Origin of the sequence: Bacillus sp. V3B (assembly GCF_024494465.1) — a bacterium.
Classification (GTDB): domain Bacteria; phylum Bacillota; class Bacilli; order Bacillales; family Cytobacillaceae; genus Bacillus_BD.
Genome location: NZ_JAETXM010000023.1, coordinates 1 through 22,625, shown reverse-complemented (window position 1 = coordinate 22,625; position 22,625 = coordinate 1). Strand labels below are relative to the sequence as shown.

At 33.4% G+C, this 22,625-nt stretch carries 13 protein-coding genes and 1 pseudogene; 12 read left to right on the top strand and 2 right to left on the bottom strand.

Going from position 1 to position 22,625, the window contains the following annotated elements; translation table 11 throughout:
• Positions 1 to 153: 153 nt before the first annotated feature.
• The 4 genes and pseudogenes from JMM81_RS18495 (at position 154) to JMM81_RS18480 (ending at position 10,476) form a co-directional block, all read left to right on the top strand.
• Positions 154 to 3,474, top strand: a complete 3,321-nt coding sequence (locus JMM81_RS18495) for a CDP-glycerol glycerophosphotransferase family protein (protein ID WP_256243020.1) — start codon at positions 154 to 156, stop codon at positions 3,472 to 3,474.
• A gap of 27 nt (positions 3,475 to 3,501) precedes the next feature.
• A pseudogene (locus JMM81_RS18490) lies at positions 3,502 to 4,713 on the top strand (CDP-glycerol glycerophosphotransferase family protein); the annotation flags it as partial.
• A gap of 237 nt (positions 4,714 to 4,950) precedes the next feature.
• Entirely contained in the window at positions 4,951 to 7,341 is a 2,391-nt protein-coding gene (locus JMM81_RS18485) for a C39 family peptidase (RefSeq protein ID WP_256243019.1), read from the top strand.
• A 429-nt stretch (positions 7,342 to 7,770) separates the two neighbouring features.
• On the top strand, positions 7,771 to 10,476 hold the full coding sequence (locus JMM81_RS18480) for an SH3 domain-containing protein (RefSeq protein ID WP_256243039.1): 2,706 nt from the start codon (positions 7,771 to 7,773) through the stop codon (positions 10,474 to 10,476).
• A 95-nt stretch (positions 10,477 to 10,571) separates the two neighbouring features.
• Here the strand turns inward: JMM81_RS18480 and JMM81_RS18475 are convergent, their stop codons facing one another.
• Positions 10,572 to 11,669, bottom strand: a complete 1,098-nt coding sequence (locus JMM81_RS18475) for an acyltransferase (protein WP_256243018.1) — start codon at positions 11,667 to 11,669, stop codon at positions 10,572 to 10,574.
• 279 nt (positions 11,670 to 11,948) lie between these two features.
• On the opposite strand from JMM81_RS18475, the gene tagD reads away from it, so the two are divergent.
• Together tagD and JMM81_RS18465 are read left to right on the top strand one after the other, a co-directional pair.
• On the top strand, positions 11,949 to 12,347 hold the full coding sequence (gene tagD, locus JMM81_RS18470; protein WP_256243017.1) for a glycerol-3-phosphate cytidylyltransferase: 399 nt from the start codon (positions 11,949 to 11,951) through the stop codon (positions 12,345 to 12,347).
• Entirely contained in the window at positions 12,340 to 13,542 is a 1,203-nt protein-coding gene (locus JMM81_RS18465; RefSeq protein ID WP_256243016.1) for a CDP-glycerol glycerophosphotransferase family protein, read from the top strand. Before tagD ends, JMM81_RS18465 begins: the two co-directional genes overlap by 8 nt.
• Positions 13,543 to 13,675: 133 nt before the next feature.
• Here JMM81_RS18465 and JMM81_RS18460 read toward each other — a convergent pair whose 3' ends face one another.
• Positions 13,676 to 14,821: a glycosyltransferase gene (locus JMM81_RS18460; protein WP_256243015.1), complete on the bottom strand. Its 1,146-nt coding sequence runs from the start codon at positions 14,819 to 14,821 to the stop codon at positions 13,676 to 13,678.
• A gap of 174 nt (positions 14,822 to 14,995) precedes the next feature.
• Between JMM81_RS18460 and JMM81_RS18455 the strand changes: the two genes are divergently transcribed.
• From JMM81_RS18455 to JMM81_RS18430, 6 genes are all read left to right on the top strand, one after another.
• Entirely contained in the window at positions 14,996 to 16,441 is a 1,446-nt protein-coding gene (locus JMM81_RS18455; RefSeq protein ID WP_256243038.1) for an O-antigen ligase family protein, read from the top strand.
• Between the two features lie 51 nt (positions 16,442 to 16,492).
• Complete coding sequence (gene murJ, locus JMM81_RS18450) at positions 16,493 to 18,037, top strand: murein biosynthesis integral membrane protein MurJ (protein WP_256243014.1); 1,545 nt, start codon at positions 16,493 to 16,495, stop codon at positions 18,035 to 18,037.
• Positions 18,034 to 19,206: a glycosyltransferase family 4 protein gene (locus tag JMM81_RS18445; RefSeq protein ID WP_256243013.1), complete on the top strand. Its 1,173-nt coding sequence runs from the start codon at positions 18,034 to 18,036 to the stop codon at positions 19,204 to 19,206. The genes murJ and JMM81_RS18445 overlap by 4 nt, the downstream gene beginning before the upstream one ends.
• A 176-nt stretch (positions 19,207 to 19,382) precedes the next feature.
• Positions 19,383 to 20,111 (top strand): WecB/TagA/CpsF family glycosyltransferase, encoded by a 729-nt coding sequence (locus JMM81_RS18440; RefSeq protein WP_256243012.1) that lies wholly within the window; start codon positions 19,383 to 19,385, stop codon positions 20,109 to 20,111.
• Between the two features lie 99 nt (positions 20,112 to 20,210).
• Positions 20,211 to 21,347 carry a glycosyltransferase gene (locus JMM81_RS18435; RefSeq protein WP_256243011.1) on the top strand — a complete coding sequence of 379 codons (1,137 nt, stop codon included), beginning with the start codon at positions 20,211 to 20,213 and terminating at the stop codon, positions 21,345 to 21,347.
• 148 nt (positions 21,348 to 21,495) lie between these two features.
• On the top strand, positions 21,496 to 22,557 hold the full coding sequence (locus tag JMM81_RS18430; RefSeq protein ID WP_256243010.1) for a glycosyltransferase family 4 protein: 1,062 nt from the start codon (positions 21,496 to 21,498) through the stop codon (positions 22,555 to 22,557).
• Positions 22,558 to 22,625 lie beyond the last annotated feature (68 nt).

Below are 22,625 nucleotides of genomic sequence, written 5' to 3'. Positions count from 1 at the left end.
CATTAAAATAATATTACATAGTAAGTATGATTATAGAAAAAGATAAGCTAATGTAATTTTACGTTTAATGGATTTATTGTAGTATAGTATAAAAAGTTTTATCATTAGATTATTACTTAAAAAGACTTAAATATAGAATTGATTGGTGATTGAATGATGGTTTTAAAAAAAATAATAAAACGCAAAAAAAAAGTTACGAAGACTTTAAAGGAAAATTTAATTATCTTTCAACGTGAAGAGTTACTCACAATTAGTGGTTCTCTTTCAAAGGATTATTATGAAGTAAGAGAGCTTTGGTTGAAATCCCGTCATACAGGGACAGATATATTTGTTTCGTCCAATTTACGTGTGGGGAATAAGTTTGAATTTAAGGTAAATGTGAATCATCTATTTCAAAAGGTAACCCTATTAGATGATGAGAATTTTGATTGGTACATTAAATTACGTGTACCTACTGAAAATTTGAGTGACAATTCAATAGAAAAGTTAAAAGAAAAAGCCGATTTTATTAGTGAAAATTCTAAGAGAACGGCTGAATATCTAATTCGTTTAGGCCGTTTTCAAAAAACCAGTATAGAGGGAATACAGATTGTACATAACGATATGGCTTATGGAATATGTTATTTAACAGAAAAAGGTAATCTTTCAATGCTATTTAACAAAGAGCCAAAATTACAAACGAAATTACAAGTTGATCGGCTTAAAGGGTCAACCCATTCCTTAACTATTGAAGGGAAACTATTTACAAAAGGTTCAAAAATAGAAGAAGGTAAGCTCGTTCTAAAAGGAAGAAATAGTGAAAAGGAATTAAATGAGGACGTATCTTTTATATGGAATAGGGAAGAAACAGAATTAAAATATGGATTCAATCGCTATTATTACTCCTCAACTGTTAATTTTAATACTATTTCAAGTGGAGAGAATCTAAAAGAGGATGTATATGATTTATTTTTGAAAATTAAATTTCACGACCGCAGTGAAGAACAATATATACGGATAGGGAGACCAACTTTTCGAGCTAGGTATTTCCTAAAGGAAGCTTATTCTATTTTTAAGGAAAAAGCATCTATTGTGACTCCGTATTATACTTTCAAAGGATCAAACTTGTCTTTGGAAGTATTCGAGTTCAACAAGGAAACGTTTGACTTCTTACAAAGGAAATTAAAATTTGCCTGGTTTCATCGTTTCCTTGGGAGGAATAAAGACATTTGGCTTGTTGGTGAACGACCTTATAAAGCTCAAGACACCGGATATCACTTCTTTAAATATATGAGAGAACATCATCCTGAAAAAAATGTTTACTATGTAATTGAAGAGAATTCTCCAGAACGAGAAAATGTTGAACCGCTTGGAAATGTTTTGATTTTTAAGTCAAAAGAGCATATTCTGCACGCTTTGATAGCCAAGAGAATTATAGGGTCACATCATCCAGATTATTTATATCCGGTCCGGACAAGGCGATTTAGGAAGGCTGCAAAAGGAATCAAAGTTTTTCTTCAGCATGGAATCATGGGTACTAAAAATATGATTGCCAATTATGGTAAGTCAGCACCTGGATTTGAAACTGATATGTTTCTTGTCAGTTCTAAATTTGAGAAGGAAATGATTGTAAATGATTTTGGATACGATCCTAAAGATGTATTCATTACAGGATTATCCCGATTTGATCGTTTATTTTCAAAGGATGTAAGTTTGAAAAGACAATTATTAATTATCCCGACATGGAGAGACTGGATTACGACAGATGAGGCTTTCATAGATAGTGAATATTTTCAAAGATATAAAGATCTCGTATATCATCCGGAGCTCCATGCTATAGCTCAAGAAAATCATTTAGATATCGTTCTTTGTCTCCATCCAAATATGCAAAAGTTCACTCCTTATTTCGAAGGTACTCCAGTTCGAGTTATAAATCAAGGTGAAGTAGATGTTCAAGATCTTCTTAAAGAAAGTGCTTTAATGGTAACAGACTACTCTAGTGTAGCTTTTGATTTCAGTTTCCTATATAAACCGGTTATCTATTATCAATTTGACAGAGAACGATTTATAGGTAAACGACCTTCTCATCTCGATTTGGATAATGATTTGCCAGGAGATATTGTTTATGATGCCGAACAATTATTGTTGAAAATTAAGCATTATGTCGAATTAGACTTTAAAGCATCTGATGAGAATAAAAAGAAATCTGATAAATTTTTAATGCATAGAGATCAGAAATCGTCTGAAAGGATTTCTGAGGCTATTGAGGGCTACGAAGGTAAAAAGTGGTATGTTAAACTTCTGGAAAATGATTTACTAAGGGCTCTTTTTAATCGATACAGAAAGAGTAAGTGGTATTTTCCAAGTATGAAGACATTCTATAAAGTGGCTAAGGTGGTCTTGCCGGTTGATAAAAACCTCATTTTATTTGAAAGCGGAGTTGGAAAACAATATGCAGATAGTCCACGAAACATTTACGAAGAGATAGTTGAAAGAAAGCTTCCTTATAAAATGGTTTGGGTAACGAATAAAAATATTAGATTTAATGACCCAAAAACGAAAAAAATTAAAAGACTGAGTCCGCAGTATTATTATTATTTAGCGAGAGCTAGGTATTGGATCAACAATCAAAACTTTCCTACTTATATTCAGAAGCGGAAAGGAACGACCTATATTCAAACTTGGCATGGAACGCCTCTTAAAAAGATGCTATTTGATATTGAAAATATTCAAGGTAGAGATGAAACGTACTTAGAGAGGGTGCATAGTGCAACAGAAAACTGGGATTATTTAATTTCTCCAAGCGAGTATGCTTCAAAAGCATTTAGAAGTGCCTTTCAGTATAAAGGGGAAATTTTGGAGGTTGGTTATCCCCGAAATGATATTTTTTATAATCAGGATCATACTAAGATCATACAACGTATTAAAAAGCAGATAAAAGTTCCTGATGATAAAAAAATTATTCTTTATGCTCCTACGTTTAGAGATAATGAAACAACAGGGAAAAATAAGTTTCAATTTCATTTAAACATGGATTTGAATAAAATGAAGCAAGAGCTTGGGAACGAGTATATTCTTTTAATGAGAATGCATGTGGTCATAAGTAACAAGTTGAATATTCCTGATGACCTTAAAGACTTTGTCTATAATGTTTCAAGCTATCCAGATATCCAAGAGCTTTATTTATTAAGTGATATATTAATGACAGATTATTCTTCGGTTATGTTCGATTTTGCTAATACTGCAAAACCCTTGTTATTTTTCACTTATGACCTTGAACAATATAAGAATGATATTCGTGGATTTTATATGGACTTTGAACAAGAAGCGCCTGGTCCGTTTTTATTTGAGACAGAGGATATTATTAAAGCTGTAAAAAATATTGGAGATATTCAATTTGAATACAAAGATAAGTACAAAAATTTTAGAGACAAATACTGTTCTTTAGAGGATGGAAATGCTTCGAAGAGGATAGTTGATAAATTCTTTGACTAAATCTACAACTTGTCATTCAATTATTGGGGAAGGTTAAAAAATATCACTATGATAAAGAACATGCTTACTAAATTAAGACGTTTAGGTGTTATAAAAACAACGTATACATTATTATTTAAAATCGTCAGTTTGTTTCCGGCGGACCAAAAACTTATTGTGTTTGAAAGTTTTCTAGGTAAACAATATAGTTGTAACCCTAGGGCTATTTATGAGTATTTAAAGGAACATCACTCAGAATATCAAATGTATTGGAGTGTAGATCCAAGATACCTGTCATCTTTTCAGGTAAAGGATGTAGAAGTTCTTAAAAGGTTTTCATTAAAATGGTTGTTCATTATGGCTCGTGCAAAATACTGGGTATTTAATAGTCGGATGCCAGCTTGGATTCCAAAACCAGCCCGCACAACTTATGTTCAAACATGGCATGGAACACCCTTGAAAAAACTTGCCGCTGATATGGATGAAGTTCATATGCCAGGAACAACGACAGAAAAGTATAAAAAAAATTTCTTGAGTGAATCTAGTCGCTGGGATTACTTAATTTCCCCTAATCGATATTCAACAGATATTTTTCGACGTGCTTTTGATTTCAAGAAAGAAATGATTGAGTCAGGCTATCCAAGAAATGATTTTTTATATAACAGTAATAAAGAAGAAACTATTCTAGAACTAAAGAGCAAAATGAATATTCCCAAAGATAAAAAAGTCATTTTATATGCACCGACATGGAGAGATAATGAGTTTTATCAGGTAGGGAAATATAAGTTTGACTTAAAATTAGATTTAAGCTTAATGAGAAAATATTTAGGTGAAGGTTATATCGTTTTGCTAAGAATGCATTATTTAATTGCTGAAAATATGGATATATCTGCTTACGAAGGCTTTGCTTATAATGTTTCTCAACATGAAGACATTAGAGAGCTTTATTTAATCTCAGATTTATTAATAACGGATTATTCTTCTGTTTTCTTTGACTTTGCTAATCTGAGGAAACCAATGATTTTCTTTGTTTACGATATTGAAGAGTATCGTGATAAGCTCAGAGGCTTTTATTTTGATTTTGAAAAAAAGGCCCCTGGTCCACTTGTGAAAACAACAGAAGAATGCATATCAGAGGTTTTGCGAATAGAGCAAGTTAATCCTCAAATTTCTGATAACTTCGAGGAGTTCTTTGAGAAATTTTGTTATTTAGAGTCAGGAGAATCAAGTAAAAGGGTTGTTGAAAAAGTTTTTAGATAATGCTTAGAATATACAAGAAAAATGTCTCTTGCCTATGAGAGACATTTTTTTGTGGAAATAAAAATTCTTTTATACTTTCGAAGTGCTAAAAATTAGAATCACTATTCTTGCTACTAACAAAACGATGATTAGTATCATTGAAATTCTGTTAAGTGGGTTTAATATAGTGGTTGATTATTATAGAATAATGCATGTGATAAAAATTTAATATTTTGGAAAAATGAGAGGTGTGACAAGATGTTGAGAAGATTAGTGGTGTTAATGTTCTGTTTTGTGCTCATTCTTTCTTCTTTAGGTAATGTGGGCCAAGCTGAATCAGCGAACACTCAGGAAACCGACTCTAGTATTAATACTGATGTCAGTATAAATTCATCTGATGAGACAGAAGAGCCTGAAGAAGTAAAAGATGAAGGTATAGAGGCTATAGCACCTATAAATGAAGAAGAATCAGTGGAAACTGAAGTAGACACAGAGGAAAAAGATCAAATAGCTGAATCTGAGTTCCCAGAGTCTGAGCAAGAAAAAATAGAAATTCCATCAGATGGAACTAAACAATTGAGAACACTTGAGCAAAATTCACTTGAGGAAACTAAAGAGGAAGACTCAGTTGTTGAGGTTGTAGAAGATGGAAACATCAAATATTATTTTGATAATAATGGTGAATTATCATATGCAGAAGTCTATGATAATGGTAGATTAGTAAAGATTCAAGAATATTATGCTACTACTTTAGTGGAAAATGCAGATGTGAATATAAATAAAGTCTTTTACTTAAACGAGGACCAAACGATTCAATACGCTGAGGTAAAAGAACAAGGAACACAAGCAACTATTGCCTATTATGATTACTTTCCACAAACAACATATGGAAACCATAAAACTCAAATTCAGTATGAATATGACGTGAAAAATGGTTATGTAACGATGGCAACAGAGAGAGAGACAACTGCTGAAATCATCCGTTACTATGAATACTATCCTGAGACAAATTATGAAGATAGTGATCGTAGAATTAAATATATTTTTGATATTAATAATGATGGGTTTGTAGAAGCGGCAGAAGAACTCGATGAGGAGAACCAACAAGTTATTCAAAGATTTCAATATTATCCAGAAACGACTTTTGGAAATCATGGTCATAATATTCAATTTGTATTTGTAATTGATAGTGAAGGTCTTGTAACAAAGGCAACTAAACGTGAAAAAGGAACAAAAAAAATTACTTCTTGGTATCAATATTATCCACAAACAGTCTACGGTGATCATGGGAACAATATTAAGTATATTTTTGATTTAAATCGCTCAGGTTATGTAGAAAAAGCGAGTAAGAGACAGCAGGGGACAAAGAAAATTATTTCTCGGTATGATTATTATCCGCAAACAGTTTATGGTGATCATGGGGACAATATTAAATACATCTTCGATTTAAATCGTTCAGGTTATGTAGAAAAAGCGAGTAAGAGACAGCAGGGGACAAAGAAAGTTATTTCTCGGTATGATTATTACCCGCAAACAGTTTATGGAAATCATGGGAACAATATTGAATACATATATAATTTAAATAGTCAAGGTCATGTTACAAAAGCAACAAAAAGAGAAAAAGGGACGCAGAGGATAGCAACATGGTATCAGTATTACAGCAATACTCCTTTTAGCAGTAAAGGAAATAATATTGAGTATATTTTTAACCTTAATACGAATGGGTATGTCTACCAAGCTTCTCGAAGAGCAAAAAATTCTAAAAGAATGATCACTCGATATACATACCATGATAAAGCCGTATACGGTAAACATGGACAAAAAATAAAATATATTTATTATTACGATCATAATGGTTACATGACTAGCTCCTTAACACGTAAAGAAAATTCTTTCACTGTAATAAAGGCTTATGAATATTATCCTAAAACAAGAGCAACAAATCGTGCTAAGAATATAAAGTATTACTTTAATATTAACAACAATGGTATTATTAACAATGCTGAATTAAAAGAACAAAGTACTCAAAAGAATAAAGGGAACTATATATTTAAGACAGGAACAAAATATGGTAATCATTGGAATCGCCTTGAAAATATGAAACTTTTTATTCCTAAAATTATGCAGAATCCTAGTATGCCTTGGGGATGTTCTGTCGTTTCCTTAACTCAAGCGCTCAATTTCAAAGGGTATAACCTTGATAAAACCTATATGGGAGCTTCAATGACATATTCTAACGATCCATACAAGGGCTACGTAGGCTCACCATTTAGAAGTCAGCAAGGAGATCCAAATTTAATTTATCCTGAAGGATTAATTGGATTATCTAAGAAATATAGATCTGACAGTGAAGTTATTAATGGAATAAGTGAAGAAAAAATTAAATCTGAGCTTCGTCAAGGTAATCCAGTATTAGTTTGGGTTGTGTATAATTTTCGAACTTTAAACTGGAAATGGTATTATTCCGGCGAAGATAAAATGTATGCACCTGTTGAGTATCATGTTATTTCTTTATCAGGATATAATGAAAAAACGAATGAATATTTATATGTAGATCCTGCAGGCGGTAAATTATTAAGTACAGTTAGCGAAAGAAAATTTAATCAAGTTTTTGATTCATTTGATAGAAGAGCAATTGTTGTTAGATAACAGGAACCCCCTCCAATTTGGAGGGGGTTTTAATAAATCACAGGATTCATTATGATAAAATAGGAAAAAACAATAATACTATTCAAAAAGTGTAGAAGAATTTGTCGTAATTTGATAGATTAGTATTTAGAAAGAAAAAAGGAGGGGAGATTAGGAAAAGAGTTCAAGTCTAAGCGTATCTTTGTTAACTAGGTAGATACTATTCATTTTGCATGTGCTTTTTAATGTTGACGAAACTTTGCTGCAAGCTAGTAGTAGCCTCTTACCCATATGTAAAAAGACTCATGGGGAAATCCAAAAACCAGTATGTGTTTACGTTTATTAATGTAAGATAAACATTTAATAATATGTAAATAGCAGTCATTGCTAGGGTCAATTACATCTGCTGGGTAGTGTCTAAAATTTATATGGGGGAAATTATTTGTGAATATGGTAAAAACAACAAGTGTTTATTTTCTCATTCTTCTTTTATTACTACAGTTTATACCCCTTCAACCAAATGCTACATATGCATCTGAACTCCCTGAACCAAAGAAAGCTCTGGTTTTTGCTGAAGAAGCAGGTGGAACAGTTGATCTTTACGAGGAAGAATCCTTAGACTCTAAGGTCCTTTTATCACTAGAGGATGAAACGGAAGTAACTGTATTAGAAGAAGGATTAGAATTCACGTTTTTGGAGTATACGGATGTTGAAACAAAAACGTCGTTGAATGGTTATGTACAGAGTAGTATGATTGTAGATTCATCAAACGCTGAAGAGTTTCGAAATAGTAGATTAAATAGTGCAGAATCTTCTATAACAGAACCAGAAGCGTCTATAAACGAATCTATTGAGAGTAATGAAGAAGATAATGATGTAACAGAAGAAGAGAGCGTTAAAAACGAAGATGGTATGATTGTTGATGAAAATCAATTTGTTACAGATGTAACAGAAGAGACATTAGAGGGTGACCAGCAGGAAACATTGGATGTTTCAAGTTCTGACGAAGAGTCCTCAGAGGTGAATGCTGAAGCAGAACCTACATCTCTTAATCTAATGACACAAAGTGCACCGGTAAATCTTCAAGGGATTGGTTTAGCGAGTCCAACAACGCATGTATATGAACAGCCTTCGACTAGCTCGGAACCTCTAAAAAGCTATGATCAAGGGACTTTATTAAAATACGAAACGTATACAGCAGATTGGCATAAAGCTAAGGTTTATATTAATGGTCAGGCAACTACTGGTTATATTAAAGTAAGTGATGTAGAAAATATCACTTCGGAAAGTATTCCTTTAAATGGGGTCAGTTTGAAGGAACCAACAAATATTTACTCTAAAGCATCAAGTAATTCAAATGTATTAAAAACATATCCACAAGGTAGTGTTTTAAAATATCGAACACTAACTTCCGATTGGTATGAAGCTACAGTTTATATTAAGGGTAAAGCGACTACTGGGTATATTCATAAAAGTGATGTAGAAAATATTACAAATAATCCTGTCACTTATATTGGAGTAGGAAAGACATCACCAACAAAGGTATACCAAAGGGCCTCCACGAGTTCAAACACATTAAAATCATATGAACAGGGTAGCATTTTAAAATACGAATCATTTGTATCAGGCTGGTATTTAGCAACTGTTTATATTAATGGGAAGAAGACGTTAGGATATATAAAAGCGAGTGACGTGGAAAACCCAACAGAAAACCCAGAAACGTATTATGGGGTCGGGTTACAATCACCAACAAAGATTTATGAAAAGGCAATAACTAGTTCTGAAGTCTTGAAATCATATAACCGAGGAAGTGTTTTGAAATATCAGTCCTATATTAATGGCTGGTATTCAGCAACCGTTTATATTAATGGTCATAAGAAAACAGGTTACATTAAATCTGGAGATGTTGAAAATAGTACAAGTTCTCCAACAAACCTGCAGGTATGGGGTATTGCAGACAAAGTAAATGTGTACTCTAGTGCTTCCGAAGACGCAGCCGTTTTAAAATATTATAATAGCGGAGCGGAATTAAAGGTTCAAACATTTACAACTTCTTGGTATAAGGCAACTGTTTATATTAATGGTTATAAGAAAACTGGATACATTCATAAAGATGATGTTAGCACTGAAAAAGTAGGTTATTTGGAACTTGATTTAAGAAAGCCTGCTAATATATCTGCAAAGGATATTGAGGATTTCTTCGATCGTAAGGGCCATTCGAATAGCCAACTAAAGAAACATTCGCAAAGTTTTATTAATGTACAAAATAAATACGGAGTAAATGCCGTTTATCTAGTAGCACATGCTATATGGGAAACTGGTTGGGCAGGATCCAACTTGTTTACATATAAAAATAATCTATATGGTTATGGTGCATATGATGTTGCTCCTTTCACAATGGGATACTATTTTGATAGTATTGAAGAAAGTATTAATGCTGTAGCCTATATGGTGAAGAAGAATTATTTAATTCCTGGTGGTAGTTACTATTATTCAGAGCATGGGTCTACTTTAACAGGAATGAATGTCAAGTATGCTACCGATCAAAATTGGAAAAATGGAATTGCTAATTTAATGGAAGGTATTCAGCCGTATGATGCTAAGTACTATCCTTCAGCATCTCCTATAACACCAAACGGTAGTGCTCCAGAAAACTTAGGTAGAGATATTCCAGCAGGAAAACCTGTTCCAACGGATATTGTTATAGATTTCCCACAAGGAATCACAGCAACTCTAAATGGAAATATCAATTTAAGAAGTTATCCTTATTTATCTTCAAGTTTTTACATCAGTACTTTACAGAAATCTACTAAAGTAACTGTTCTAGGTTATAATACCGATGTAAGAACTACGGGTGACTATCCTTATGATCATCGTTGGTATCGAATTTCTGTTGATGGTCAAACCGGATGGATTTACGGAGAAAGTTTGTCTTTTGATAATCTATTGCAGGTTAGTGGGCTTTCAACCACATTGAACATTCGTAATCAGCCTGAGGGTGATAAAATTGGGTATGCTAAGGCTAATGAATTCTTAAAAGCAGTTCTGGAAAATGGGCAACCTGTAACAGATTCAGGTTGGTACAATATTTATCTCCCTAACTCAAGCGAAACAGGATGGGTGTCAGGAGAATATATAACTGAATTAGAGAATTAGACTATAAAAAAGAGAAGGTCAGGAGAGAATTCCTGACCTTCTTTTTTTCTTCATCCGCTTTATAAATCTCACATACTACGACTCGTTTCATTTTATTATAATGTTTTATGCTCTTGTGTGAGTTCCTCTTTATGCGAAGTTCTATTTTTTATTCTTCTTTTGACTATTTGTATAATTTCATATGCAAAATAAGAGATAACGATTAATGCAGGTGTATATAGTAAGTGCCACCAAAAAGTTTCTCTAATGAAAAGTAACTCTTCAGGAAGCAATCTCCTTATTAAATTGATGAAGAATACATGAATAACATATATGCCTAGTGAATTCTTTCCAACTTTTGATAACCAAGAACCTTTTCCAATATTAGGTTTCGTTAATGCAAATAAAAATAAAGATACTACTAAGAATACTGTTGAAAGATAATAATTTTCTGCCCTTCCGAATCCAAATTTTTTAACTAAAAGTACGCTTTCTAGAATTTGTAGACCAGAAAAGATAAAAAATAACCATAAATAGATAAGGGGGTTTACTCTTAATAAATTCCCTCTAATTTTATTGAGGTTAAAACCAATCCAGTACCCTAAGGTGAGATAAAAAGTGGCAAAGAACAATGCTTCCCTTGTATTTTTGCTTAAATCAAAAATCACAGAATAAGATTGTCCCAAAAGGCCAACTAAGTTAAATCCTAGGCTTAAAACTAATAATAAATTAAGCTTTTTATGCTTGATAAAGAAATAAAGGATAATTAAAGACCAAATAAGTGCGACCAGATACCATAAGTGATAAGGTGTTCCATTCGGTGTGTACCATAACGTATCCAGGCTAAAAAAACGATTTATATATTTCTCGATTTCCGTCTTCTCTCCTGTTTGTCTATAACTATTCAATCTTACTAAAATGTCATAAATAAAATAAAAAGCTGTCCAAGATAAAAAAATTGTTACGATTTTCCATGTGTATTTATTAAAATATTCATTTATATTTTTCCCTTCTAATATTTTTTGTCCTATTAAAAAACCAGAAGTAACAAAAAAGACGGGAACAGCAAACCTTGCGAAAACATCTATAAAGAAATTAATGTCAAAGTCTTCGTATATTTTCACTCTTATAAAAGGATTTGAGTGAATGCAAACAACAAAAATGATTGCAAAAAATTTTAATAAATCTATGGAGTAATAGTGTTTTTTCTCCAAATTATCATCCCCTATGTGATCTTAAAATGTCTTTTGAAATTATAACATATAGTTTTTACAATACAGCTACTTTAATTTTATATTAAAGTAGCTGTTGATATGTAAATGTAACGAAAAGGAAATTGAAATTAATCCTACAAGCATATATAATATAGTTTAAGTTAATTTAATATAAATATTTTGTAAAATATATATTTTTATTGTTTAGATATTAAACAGATTGTAAATGTCAAAGTGGATTACCTGGTTTTGAAAAATAGGTAAGGAGATGATATTTAAATGAAGAAGGTTTTAACTTATGGAACATTTGATTTACTCCATATAGGACATATTAATTTGTTAGAAAGAGCTAAGAATTTAGGCGATTATTTAATTGTTGGTTTATCGACAGATGAATTTAATAAGGGAAAGAATAAAGAAGCGTACCATAGCTATGAAAATCGCAAGTATATCCTTGAATCAATCAAACACGTGGATGAAGTAATTCCAGAGATGAATTGGGAACAAAAAATCCAAGATGTCATTAAACATGATGTTGATATCTTTGTTATGGGTGATGATTGGGAAGGTAAATTTGATGAACTTAAAGAGTTTTGTGAAGTTGTTTACTTACCACGTACTGTTGGTATTTCAACTACGAAAATTAAAACGGATTTACATGCTGTGAACAATGGTTAGAGAACTGATCATTGACGTATATTTGCTTATTTTTAAGTGGGTATTTAACTTTTTTAATCTTTTCCCACTTAAAAATAGGGTGACGTTTGTCGTTTCCTTTGGTGATAACAGCAAGTATGTCTATGATGAGATAAGAAGACAAAATAAGTCTGTCGATGTGGTTGTCCTTTTTAAAGGGAAAAGTGGGTCATGTTTCCAATCATATGATGATATTAAACTGATTCCATTTGAATCTTTTCATATTCTTCAGATGCTACAGGCTATTTATCATTTAGCCACATCAAAACATATTTTCGTAGATAACTATTTTGGCTTTTTAGCTGTCACTGATTTTAAAGAAGATGTCGAATGTATCCAATTATGGCATGCTTCAGGTGCCATTAAGAAGTTTGGTCTTGAAGATCAATCTGTCCAATATCGCAGTAAAAAAGCACAGGAACGTTTTTTGCGTGTATATGAAAAATTTCACAAAGTCGTTGTTGGCTCTGATGTAATGGCGAATACCTTTATGAATGCTTTCAATCTCCCGCAGGAGAGTATTTTAAGAACAGGTATTCCAAGAACTGACTTTTTTTATAATGAAATTATTCAGAGTCAAATCGTTAATCAATTCAGGAAAGAGAACCTTACACTAAGAAACAAGAAAAAGATTCTTTATGCACCCACATATCGTGATCAGCAACTCGACGAATTTGAGATGAAGCTGGATCTTGAAAAAATGGCTAATGAACTTAGTGAAGACTATGTTGTGCTTTTAAGATTTCATCCGGCGACAAAGTGTACAGTCAACTATGCTGAGCTTTATCGAGGATTTGTATATGATTTTTCTTCTTCGGCTTACGGTATTAATGAACTGTTAGTCAATGCTGATTATTTAATTACAGATTATTCCTCTATTCCGTATGAATTTTCTTTATTAAACAAACCGATGATTTTCTTTGCTTATGATTTAGAAACGTATCAAAAGGAAAGAGGTCTGTGTGGTCAATATGAAAATATGGTTCCTGGACCTATTGTTGACGATACCTTGGATATTATCCATTTAATAAAGGAAAATCAATTTAACCTAGAGGACATTAAAAGATATGCTAGAAGATGGAATAAGTATTCTACAGGGCGTTCTAGTGAAAAGTTGATTCAATACATCTTCAAAGAAGACACTGTTACTGAAGAAGTTAGAAGAAGAGCATTATAATATTTATTGATTATAAGCGTATGTAGAAAAATCATTCTTTTCCTTTTCTTTCAACCTATAAAAATAAAAAGATAAACTGCCTCAATAAGGACTCGTTTCAATAACCTTATTGAGGCTATTTTTATGCTTTCGTTTAAGGCCTATCAACTAAATCGAGTAATGTATGGATCCGTGTCTCCCAAGATAAGCTGCTGCTAAACTTTTGTTGTAGTTGACTGGTCTTCGTGCTTCTTGTTAAAGCCTCTTTAATTCCTTCTGCCATTTCTTCAGAGCTTCCCCCCGTATAAACGAAATCTGGAAATCGCTTCGTGCTCGGATGGTTGGTTGAAACAACCGGCTTACCCGTAGCTAGGTATTCGTAAAGCTTTAAAGGGTCACAAGCAAGTGAATAGGGATCCATTGTTCTGGGCAAGAGTAGGACATCTGAATCATGTAAGTAATTAGGGATCTGTTCGTACGGCTTTGGACCTAAGAAATGAACATTCTCCATCAATTTTAATTGTTTGATTTCAGGATTATTTTGGATAGTTTGATCCATCGGACCGATTAAAATAAACTGGTAATCCTCCAGTTTCCTTGCAACCTCTAGAATTAAAGGAAAATCGATCCATGTTGTAAGAGCGCCAACAAATGTAATTCTTGGTTTCGGAATAAGCTCTAAGTCCTCGGGTGCTAAGCTTTCCTTTTTTTGAAACATCTCAACATCGACACCGTTTGGCAGGTATTGAATCGTATGTAGATCGGTCATTTCCTTCGCTTGTTCGACTAAATATTGTGAAACAGCTGTGATAACGGTCGCTTGTTGGCATAGGAATTTCAACATCTCTGTGAGTTTGGACTTTTTCTTCATTGAAATGGAAGGAAAGTTTAAATTGTCATCTAAAAGATCTACGATTAACCGTTTCGGTTTTAATTTTTTGACATATTCAAAGGATTGCTCCAACGTAGTGGGTGTCACATACATGACCGTATGATTGCGCCAATCCTCTCCAAGTTCCTTTTTTATATAGTCTGCTAATGAATAAGCCGTCATTTTTTCTCGCAAACGGTGTATCCCATAACGAGTAGGGAGAAACTGAAAAGGCGGATTCCAAATATGGATGTTTCCCTCTTGACGCTTTTCCCATTTAGTAGACACTGAACGGATTTCAGCCTGTGGATTTATATAGATTGTTCTTTTGTGGTTTGATGCCTTTATCATAGAACGGATCGTGTCACTAAGATGTGAGTAGTTCCATGGAAACATCCCCAATACTAATAAATAATCATCTTTTTGCATTTTATTTATGGTCTCCTATGTAATAAGAATTTTACAAATTGTTACACTAATATTAATACTTCTACACATAATCTTATGTTATTCTAACGAGGATATCTTTTCAAAGTGAGATGCTTTACTAGCGTTTCTATCCAGTTTACATACATAAAAAGGTGGTCTGTTACATTGAGTCAAATGAAAAAATACGCTTTACCCATTTCCGTTCTATTCCTTTTAGTTAGTCTACTATTGCCATATGAAAGTATGGGTTTAGTCCTATCATTTATGATTGCTGTTATATTATTATTCAATCCGAAACAGGGTCTTCTATTCTTAATTATTTATTTTCCTATCAGACCTGCACTATTAGAGTTGAATGAAAATATCAAATATCTTGGTGATTTAGTCATCCTTATCCTCTTTTTTCAATCCTTATGGTATTGGTTGGAAAACAAAAAAGTGATAGGGAAAGTGAACATGAACATCTTTATGATAGGCTTTCTATCTTTTTGTTTAATAGGAGCCATTTCAGCTTTCGTGATGGATGTATCCATTATAGCGATTATTTTCCAGTTAAGGGCCTTTTTAATTACCTTTTTACTTATTTTTATTGTAAGTATACAAAAAATTAATAAAACAGATGTATTTATATTTTTATGGACAACGGTCATTATGGCCGTAATCCTGTGCATACAAGGAATAATTGAAAAGGCTTCTTTAAGAACCTGGCTTATTCCAGAATCTTGGAGTCTTATAAATCTTCCCGAGACGAACCGGATTAGAATTTATGGCTTGATTGGAAACCCTAATGTCCTTGCAACCTATTTATCAATTGCGTTTGTTTTTTCCATCTATTTGAAAACAGTATTTACGAAATATCGATTTATATTGAATACTTCATCGATCGTCATATTTGGTGTGTTTTTATTGACTTATTCTAGAGGAACCATTATTGCGATAATGGTTGGCTTTATTGTTTATCTATTATTATCTAAAAATTGGAGGGTCATGAAACCGATAGCTCTCAGCATCCTACTATCGCTGCCACTCATTTATTTTCCTGTCGTCGCGGTAACAGACTATATGGAAGAGCAGCAGCAGGGTACCCAGCAACAAGAAGAACCTTCTTCGGTAGAAAATGAGGTGACTGATCGAAATGGTGACTTCAGAAAGAGAATGACAGAGGCATTTGACAAAAGCACCATTGAGCAGAGTTCACAATGGGGGAGACTATATATTGTCAAAAAAGGATTAGAAATCTTTGTGGACCATCCCATTATTGGAACTGGTTTCGGTACTTTTGGCGATTCAGCTTCACTCAGTTATCCATCCCCTATTATTGACCAATATCAAATACCGAGTGGGATTTATTCTGATAATCAATACATTCAGATCATTACACAGACCGGTATACTGGGCGTACTATCTTTTGCTACTTTTATTATTGGCTTGATTGTGATGCTTTGGAAAAAGAGAAAACAAGCCGGTGTTGCGATTCTTTTAATGGCTCTATTAATTGGTGGTAGTGTGGCAGGTTTATTTTATAATATTTGGGAAGACAAAACCTTTACCATGTATTTCTATATCTTACTTGGATATATCTTAAATAGAGGCTATTGGGAAAAGCATCATCAAACCTAAGAAATAGTAGAAGTAAACTTTAAACTAGGGTAAGGAAATAGAGGGTATCTCATGTTTAGTAAAATAAATAAACTTCCGAATATAGTGAAAGCGGTTGGGATCGTTACGATTATTTCTGCTATTGGAAAGGTATTGGGGTTTGTAAGGGAAGCCATCATTGCGGCCTATTTTGGAGCATCAGAGGTTGCCGATGTTTTCTTTGTTGCCAATATCATCCCAACCCTACTCTATACGGCGATTGGTATTACAATTTATTCAGGTATCATTCCAATTTATATGGAAGAAAAGGAAAAGAACCAATCCAAAGCAGACGAAACGATGAGTGTTCTGGGGACTTTGTTCTTTTTGTTTGCATTATTGATTACCATTATTGCCTTTGTATTTTCTGATCAATTAGTACAAGTGGTTGCACCTGGTTTCAATCAAGAACAATTGGAACTTACATCACTATTAACGAGAATTATGTTACCTAGTATTTGCTTTTTTGCATTAACAACGATTGCTACAGGAATTTTGAATTCTCATAAAAAATTCGTAATGCCAGCTCTAACGGGGAGTGCGCAGAATATTGTTGTGATCCTTTCTACTGTTATTCTGGCAGAGCATTACGGAATAGTGGGATTAGCAATAGGGGTTGTATTAGGAGCAGTTTTCCAATTTGTGATTCAGTACCCTGGATTATCAAAATATGATACAAAGTTTAATTTTTCATTTAGAAAAGAAAAGGAGAGAATCAAAGGTACCTTAATCCTTTTTTATCCTATCATTATTTCTTCATTTGCTGTGCAACTAAATGGTGTTACGGATCGAATCATTTCTTCAGGATTAGAGGAAGGGAGTGTTTCAGCTTTAAACTATGCCAGTAAGTTGATGCAATTGCCTTTAAGCGTGTTATTAGCTCCGTTAATAACGGTCTTATATCCATCAATTGTAGAATCTGCTATAAAGAGTATGACTAGTTTTATTGAAATTGTCATCAAAGGTGCAAAGATCATTATCTATTTATCCATCCCATTTATCATTGTGATGATGGTATGTGGTCAGGATTTAATTGAGTTAGCATTTGAAAGAGGGGCTTTTGACCGTTCAGCTACATTAAAAACGGTACAAATATTCGTGATCTATTCGCTAGGTCTTGTTTTTTTAGCTTTACGAGATTATTTAATGAATTGTCTATATGCATTAAAGGCAATGAAAAATGCTATGTATACCAGTATTTTTATGGTAGTAACTTATATTATTTTTAGTATTTTATTCTCTCGTTATTTTCAAGCAACAGGAATTGCCCTTGCTACAACCATATCTAGTTTGTTACAAACATTGCTTCTGGGGTATTTTCTATGGAAACAGTCTCGACCTGAGAAGCGTATCATCAAAACCCTTTTATTTGATATTGGTAAATATATGATTACCTTTGCCATTGTCTTTTTATTATCTAGTCCTGTTTATCCGTTCATTAACGAACTTTCCAATTTTATCACGCTTGTCATTATGACTTTCATCGTATTTAGCTTATTTTTACTGTTATCATTCTTACTCAAAATTAAAGAAACAAACGTATTGTTACAATTAATGAAAAGGGGGGAAGGAACATGAATATATTAATAACAACCATATTTGAATATCCTCATGAAGGTGGTCTCTCTACCCATGTTTCTACATTAAAAAAGGGACTGGAGGAAAGAAACCATAAAGTAGATGTTCTTTCTTTCACAGACATGAATCCATTTGCTCGAAAGCTATTTACACAAGCTCCAGGATTTTTGATGAATAAAGTAAAAAAGGGAAAAGGCCAATTGTTGAATGATAGACAAAAAATGAAAATGTTAAAATCGTATATCGATAAAGTCAAAGCGGATTATGATGTAATCAATTCTCAAGATGTATACGCTGCGCTAGCTTCGATTGAATCAGGTGTAACGACTGTGGCAACTGTACATGGATACTTTTCTTATGAGGCGATCAGTAGGGGGGCTATTATGAAAGGAAGCCCTGAAGATTTAGAGATAGTTAAGACGGAACAGCAGGCATACAAAAATGCGGCAAAAGTGATCGCTGTTGATAAGCGGATTAAAGAATACATCAAACAGCAATCAAATGTAGGGGCATATACGATTAAAAACTTTATTAATGTAAATGAATTTCAGGTGGATAAGTCTAAAGCTGCACACGTGAAAGCAGAATTCAACATTCCAGATGATGTGAAAATATTGTTTGTACCTAGAAGGTTAACGGAGAAAAATGGAGTGGTCTATCCAACGTTAGCACTTCCAAAAGTACTGGGGAAGCATCCTCATACATTACTGATATACGCGGGTACTGGGGAACAGTATTCAGCGATTGAACAGAAGACGATGGAGTTGCAATTACAAGAAAATGTGAAATTATTGGGGTCTATTCCACATGAAAAAATGAAAGATCTATATAGTATTGCCGACATTGTTTTAGTTCCTAGTATTCATTCTCATGGTGTTGAGGAGGCAACCTCTATATCTGCTTTAGAAGCGATGGGATCAGGTGCACCTGTCATTGCTGGAGCAGTTGGTGGGTTGAAAGAAATATTTGAACATGAAAAGGATGGTCTTTTAGTACAAGAAAAAAATACGGATGCATTATCAAATTCCATTATTCGAATTTTAGACGATCCATTATTCGGAAATCGACTGGCTGAAAATGCTAGAACAAAGGTGGAAAATAATTATTCGCATCTTTCTGCCGCTGAAAAGTATGAAAAGGTTTATAGAGAGGCGTTAGAGTTGCGGTAAATGAACAAAATTTTAATTTTGTTAGGTAATTGTAAAAATAATTATAATATTATGTTTTTTAAGTTTTAATTCACTATTTCATTATAGAATATGTTATTTTATCTAAGGAGCTTCACAAATAGATTGAATAACATCATGAATCAGATTAGAACAGGTATAAAGAAGAGGAAAACAAAATGAATAAATTTGTAGATGTATTGGGAATTCAGTTTATCAACATAAGTTTCTTTGAAATGGGAAGGGTGATTAAGGAAAATATTAAGAATAATAAAAAGACCTTTATTGTGACAGCCAATCCTGAAATTGTCATGCATTCATATGAAAATGAACGATACCGGAACATTGTTCAATCTGCTCATTATGTGGTTCCTGATGGTCACGGGATTTTATTAGCTTCAAAATTATTGAAGCATCCGATAGAGGAAAGAATTGCTGGATATGATTTAATGACCCACCTGCTTAACGAGGCCAATCAAGAGAAATGGAAAGTGTATCTTCTTGGAGGAAAAGAAGAGGTCAATAAAAAGGCTGTTGATCGGATCCAAAAACAATTTCCTCATTTAAAATTAGTCGGTCATCACCATGGATATTTTTCCTTGGAGGATAAGGAAGTACCTCATGAAATTCATCAATTGAAACCTGACTTAGTATTTGTTGCATTAGGATTTCCAAGGCAGGAAGAATGGATTGATCATCATTTTTCTACTTTTGATAAAGGGATTTTCATTGGGGTAGGTGGCAGTATTGATGTTCTCGCAGGAAATGTCAAACGAGCTCCTGAATTTTGGCAAAAGATACAATTAGAGTGGCTCTATCGATTGATCCAACAGCCTTCCAGATGGAGAAGAATGTTAGCACTGCCTAAATTTTTATTTAAGATAGTAAAGGTGAGAAATAAACATTAATGGTCTGTTTTGATTGGTACTCTTTACCTGTTTAAGCGGGTGTAACTTTATAAATGAAACTGTCGTCTAACTATTTGACCAAAAGAAGGATGAGTATGAATGAAGGTTCTTCATTTAAATGCTGGGAATGAAACAGGGGGAGGAATGGTTCATATCCTGTCCCTTCTAAAAAATAATAAAAACATGATTCTTGGTTTGTTTGAGGAAGGGCCAATGTTACAACAAGCGGTATCAAAGGGAATTGAGGTTCAGCTTTTCCACCAAAAATCCAAGTTTGACTTTACCATTATAAAAAAAGTATGTGACTTTATCGATAAGAATGGAATTGATATTTTTCATACTCATGGACCGCGAGCCAATCTTTACGGGTATTTTATCAAACGAAAAAGACCGGATTGTAAATGGGTCACAACGGTTCATAGCAATCCCTATCATGATTTTTTGAAAAAAGGGATTAGTGGAAGTGTTTTAACAAAACTCCATTTATGGGCACTGAAAAAACCTGATCACTATTTTGCCATTTCAACTCGATTTCAAGAACTGTTGTCTAGAGAAGGAATCATGAAAGATCAGATTACGACTATATTTAATGGAATTGATTTTTCGACTGAATGCTCATTCCAGATCACTCGAGCTGATTTAGCTTTGAACAAAGATGATTTTGTGGTCATGATGATTGCAAGACTGACACCGGTTAAAGGGCATACGGTCGCACTGCAGGCTTTAGAAAAAATAGTTGCAGAGCATAGGCAGGTGAAATTACTTCTAGTAGGTGATGGGTTTTTAGAAGAAGAGATGAAACAACTTACGAAGAATCTTCGTCTCGAAAAGCATGTATCCTTTCTTGGTTTTCGAAATGATGTTCCAAGTTTGTTAAAGATAGTTGATTTAAACCTGTTGACATCCTATAGTGAAAGTTTTCCATTAGTCTTATTAGAAGCAGCACGTGAAAAGAAGGCAGTGATCACCACGGATGTTGGGGGTGTACGAGATTTAATTCCTTCTGAGGATTATGGTTGGATTGTTCCTGTAAAGGATATTGAATCTTTAGTCGAGGCACTGGAAGAAGCGATTAAGTTAAAGGAGAAGGGAGAACTCGCACAAAAAGGAATCCGGCTATACAATCGTGCTTCAAAGAAATTTACTTTAGAGTCTTTTCAAAAAAGTGTTTTTGATACATATAAAGCCCTATTAAAAGAACCATTTAAAGATTCATTAAAAGAATCATCATCTTAATACTTTCTTTCATTTGTCGAAAGTATGCGTATTTTAAGAAGGGCTGTTATGCTATAATAAGCAGGATATGAAAAATGGTATGACGTTAGAAATATATCCCTGATTTTGAATGTAAAGAAGGGGTATGATAGTCATAAGGAGGGTCTTTATGTTTTATGTGACCTTAATATTATGTTTTTTGGTATCTGTTTTGATTACTCCTTTAGTCATTAAATTAGCATTTAAGATTGGAGCAACAGATAGACCTAATCATAGGAAAGTTCACCAAAAAATAATGCCACGCTTAGGCGGCTTGGCTATTTATATTAGCTTTTTATTAGGTGTTTTTATTTTTGACCCATCAAAAGAGTACCATCCCTATATCCTATTAGGAAGTTTTGTCATCATTATCACGGGGATATTAGACGATATTTTTGAACTAACAGCTAAAATTAAATTTTTTGCACAAATCATTGCAGCCCTTATTGTTGTTATGGGGGGAGGCATTCAAGTTGAATTCATTAACTTACCTTTTGGTGGGCAAGTTGATTTTGGCTTCTTGTCCATCCCATTTACGATTTTTTGGATTGTTGCTGTAACGAATGCTATTAATTTAATTGATGGTTTAGATGGTCTTGCGGCTGGTGTTTCATCGATTGCTCTTGTGACAATTGCTGGAATGGCTATCATTATGGGTGACACATATGTTATTGCCATTGCTACGCTCGTTCTTGTTAGTACACTTGGGTTTCTCATCTATAATTTCCACCCAGCAAAGATATTTATGGGTGACACGGGTGCTTTATTTTTAGGATACATTATTGCCGTGCTATCATTATTAGGCTTTAAAAATGTTACAATGATTTCCTTTATTATTCCAGTTCTTATTTTAGGTGTTCCACTATCGGATACATTCTTTGCTATCATTAGGCGATTGATTCATAAACAACCACTATCAGCACCAGATAAGTCACATTTACATCACTGTTTATTGAATATCGGATTTACTCATCGACAGACAGTTCTTTTGATTTATGCGGTTGCGACAGCATTTGGACTTGCGGCGATCATTTTCTCCCAAGCAAAGGTTTGGGGGTCGTTCATATTCATAGCGGTACTTCTCTTGTTAATTGAATTATGCGTAGAAGTTCTTGGGTTAGTGGGAAAAGAGTATAAACCTATTCTTAACATGATTAAAGGACGCCGATATTCAGGAGCAAAGAATAGATAATGCATCATTTTAACTTCATTCAGCAAATGCTTTTTGTACCGAAAGCTTGCGACAGGTACAGAAGTCCT

Coding starts and splice junctions, on each gene's coding strand:
- JMM81_RS18495 (WP_256243020.1), top strand. CDS start 154: ATGATGGTTTTAAAAAAAATAATAAAACGCAAAAAAAAAGTTACGAAG.
- JMM81_RS18485 (WP_256243019.1), top strand. CDS start 4,951: ATGTTGAGAAGATTAGTGGTGTTAATGTTCTGTTTTGTGCTCATTCTT.
- JMM81_RS18480 (WP_256243039.1), top strand. CDS start 7,771: ATGGTAAAAACAACAAGTGTTTATTTTCTCATTCTTCTTTTATTACTA.
- tagD (WP_256243017.1), top strand. CDS start 11,949: ATGAAGAAGGTTTTAACTTATGGAACATTTGATTTACTCCATATAGGA.
- JMM81_RS18465 (WP_256243016.1), top strand. CDS start 12,340: ATGGTTAGAGAACTGATCATTGACGTATATTTGCTTATTTTTAAGTGG.
- JMM81_RS18460 (WP_256243015.1), bottom strand. CDS start 14,821: ATGCAAAAAGATGATTATTTATTAGTATTGGGGATGTTTCCATGGAAC.
- JMM81_RS18455 (WP_256243038.1), top strand. CDS start 14,996: ATGAAAAAATACGCTTTACCCATTTCCGTTCTATTCCTTTTAGTTAGT.
- murJ (WP_256243014.1), top strand. CDS start 16,493: ATGTTTAGTAAAATAAATAAACTTCCGAATATAGTGAAAGCGGTTGGG.
- JMM81_RS18445 (WP_256243013.1), top strand. CDS start 18,034: ATGAATATATTAATAACAACCATATTTGAATATCCTCATGAAGGTGGT.
- JMM81_RS18440 (WP_256243012.1), top strand. CDS start 19,383: ATGAATAAATTTGTAGATGTATTGGGAATTCAGTTTATCAACATAAGT.
- JMM81_RS18435 (WP_256243011.1), top strand. CDS start 20,211: ATGAAGGTTCTTCATTTAAATGCTGGGAATGAAACAGGGGGAGGAATG.
- JMM81_RS18430 (WP_256243010.1), top strand. CDS start 21,496: ATGTTTTATGTGACCTTAATATTATGTTTTTTGGTATCTGTTTTGATT.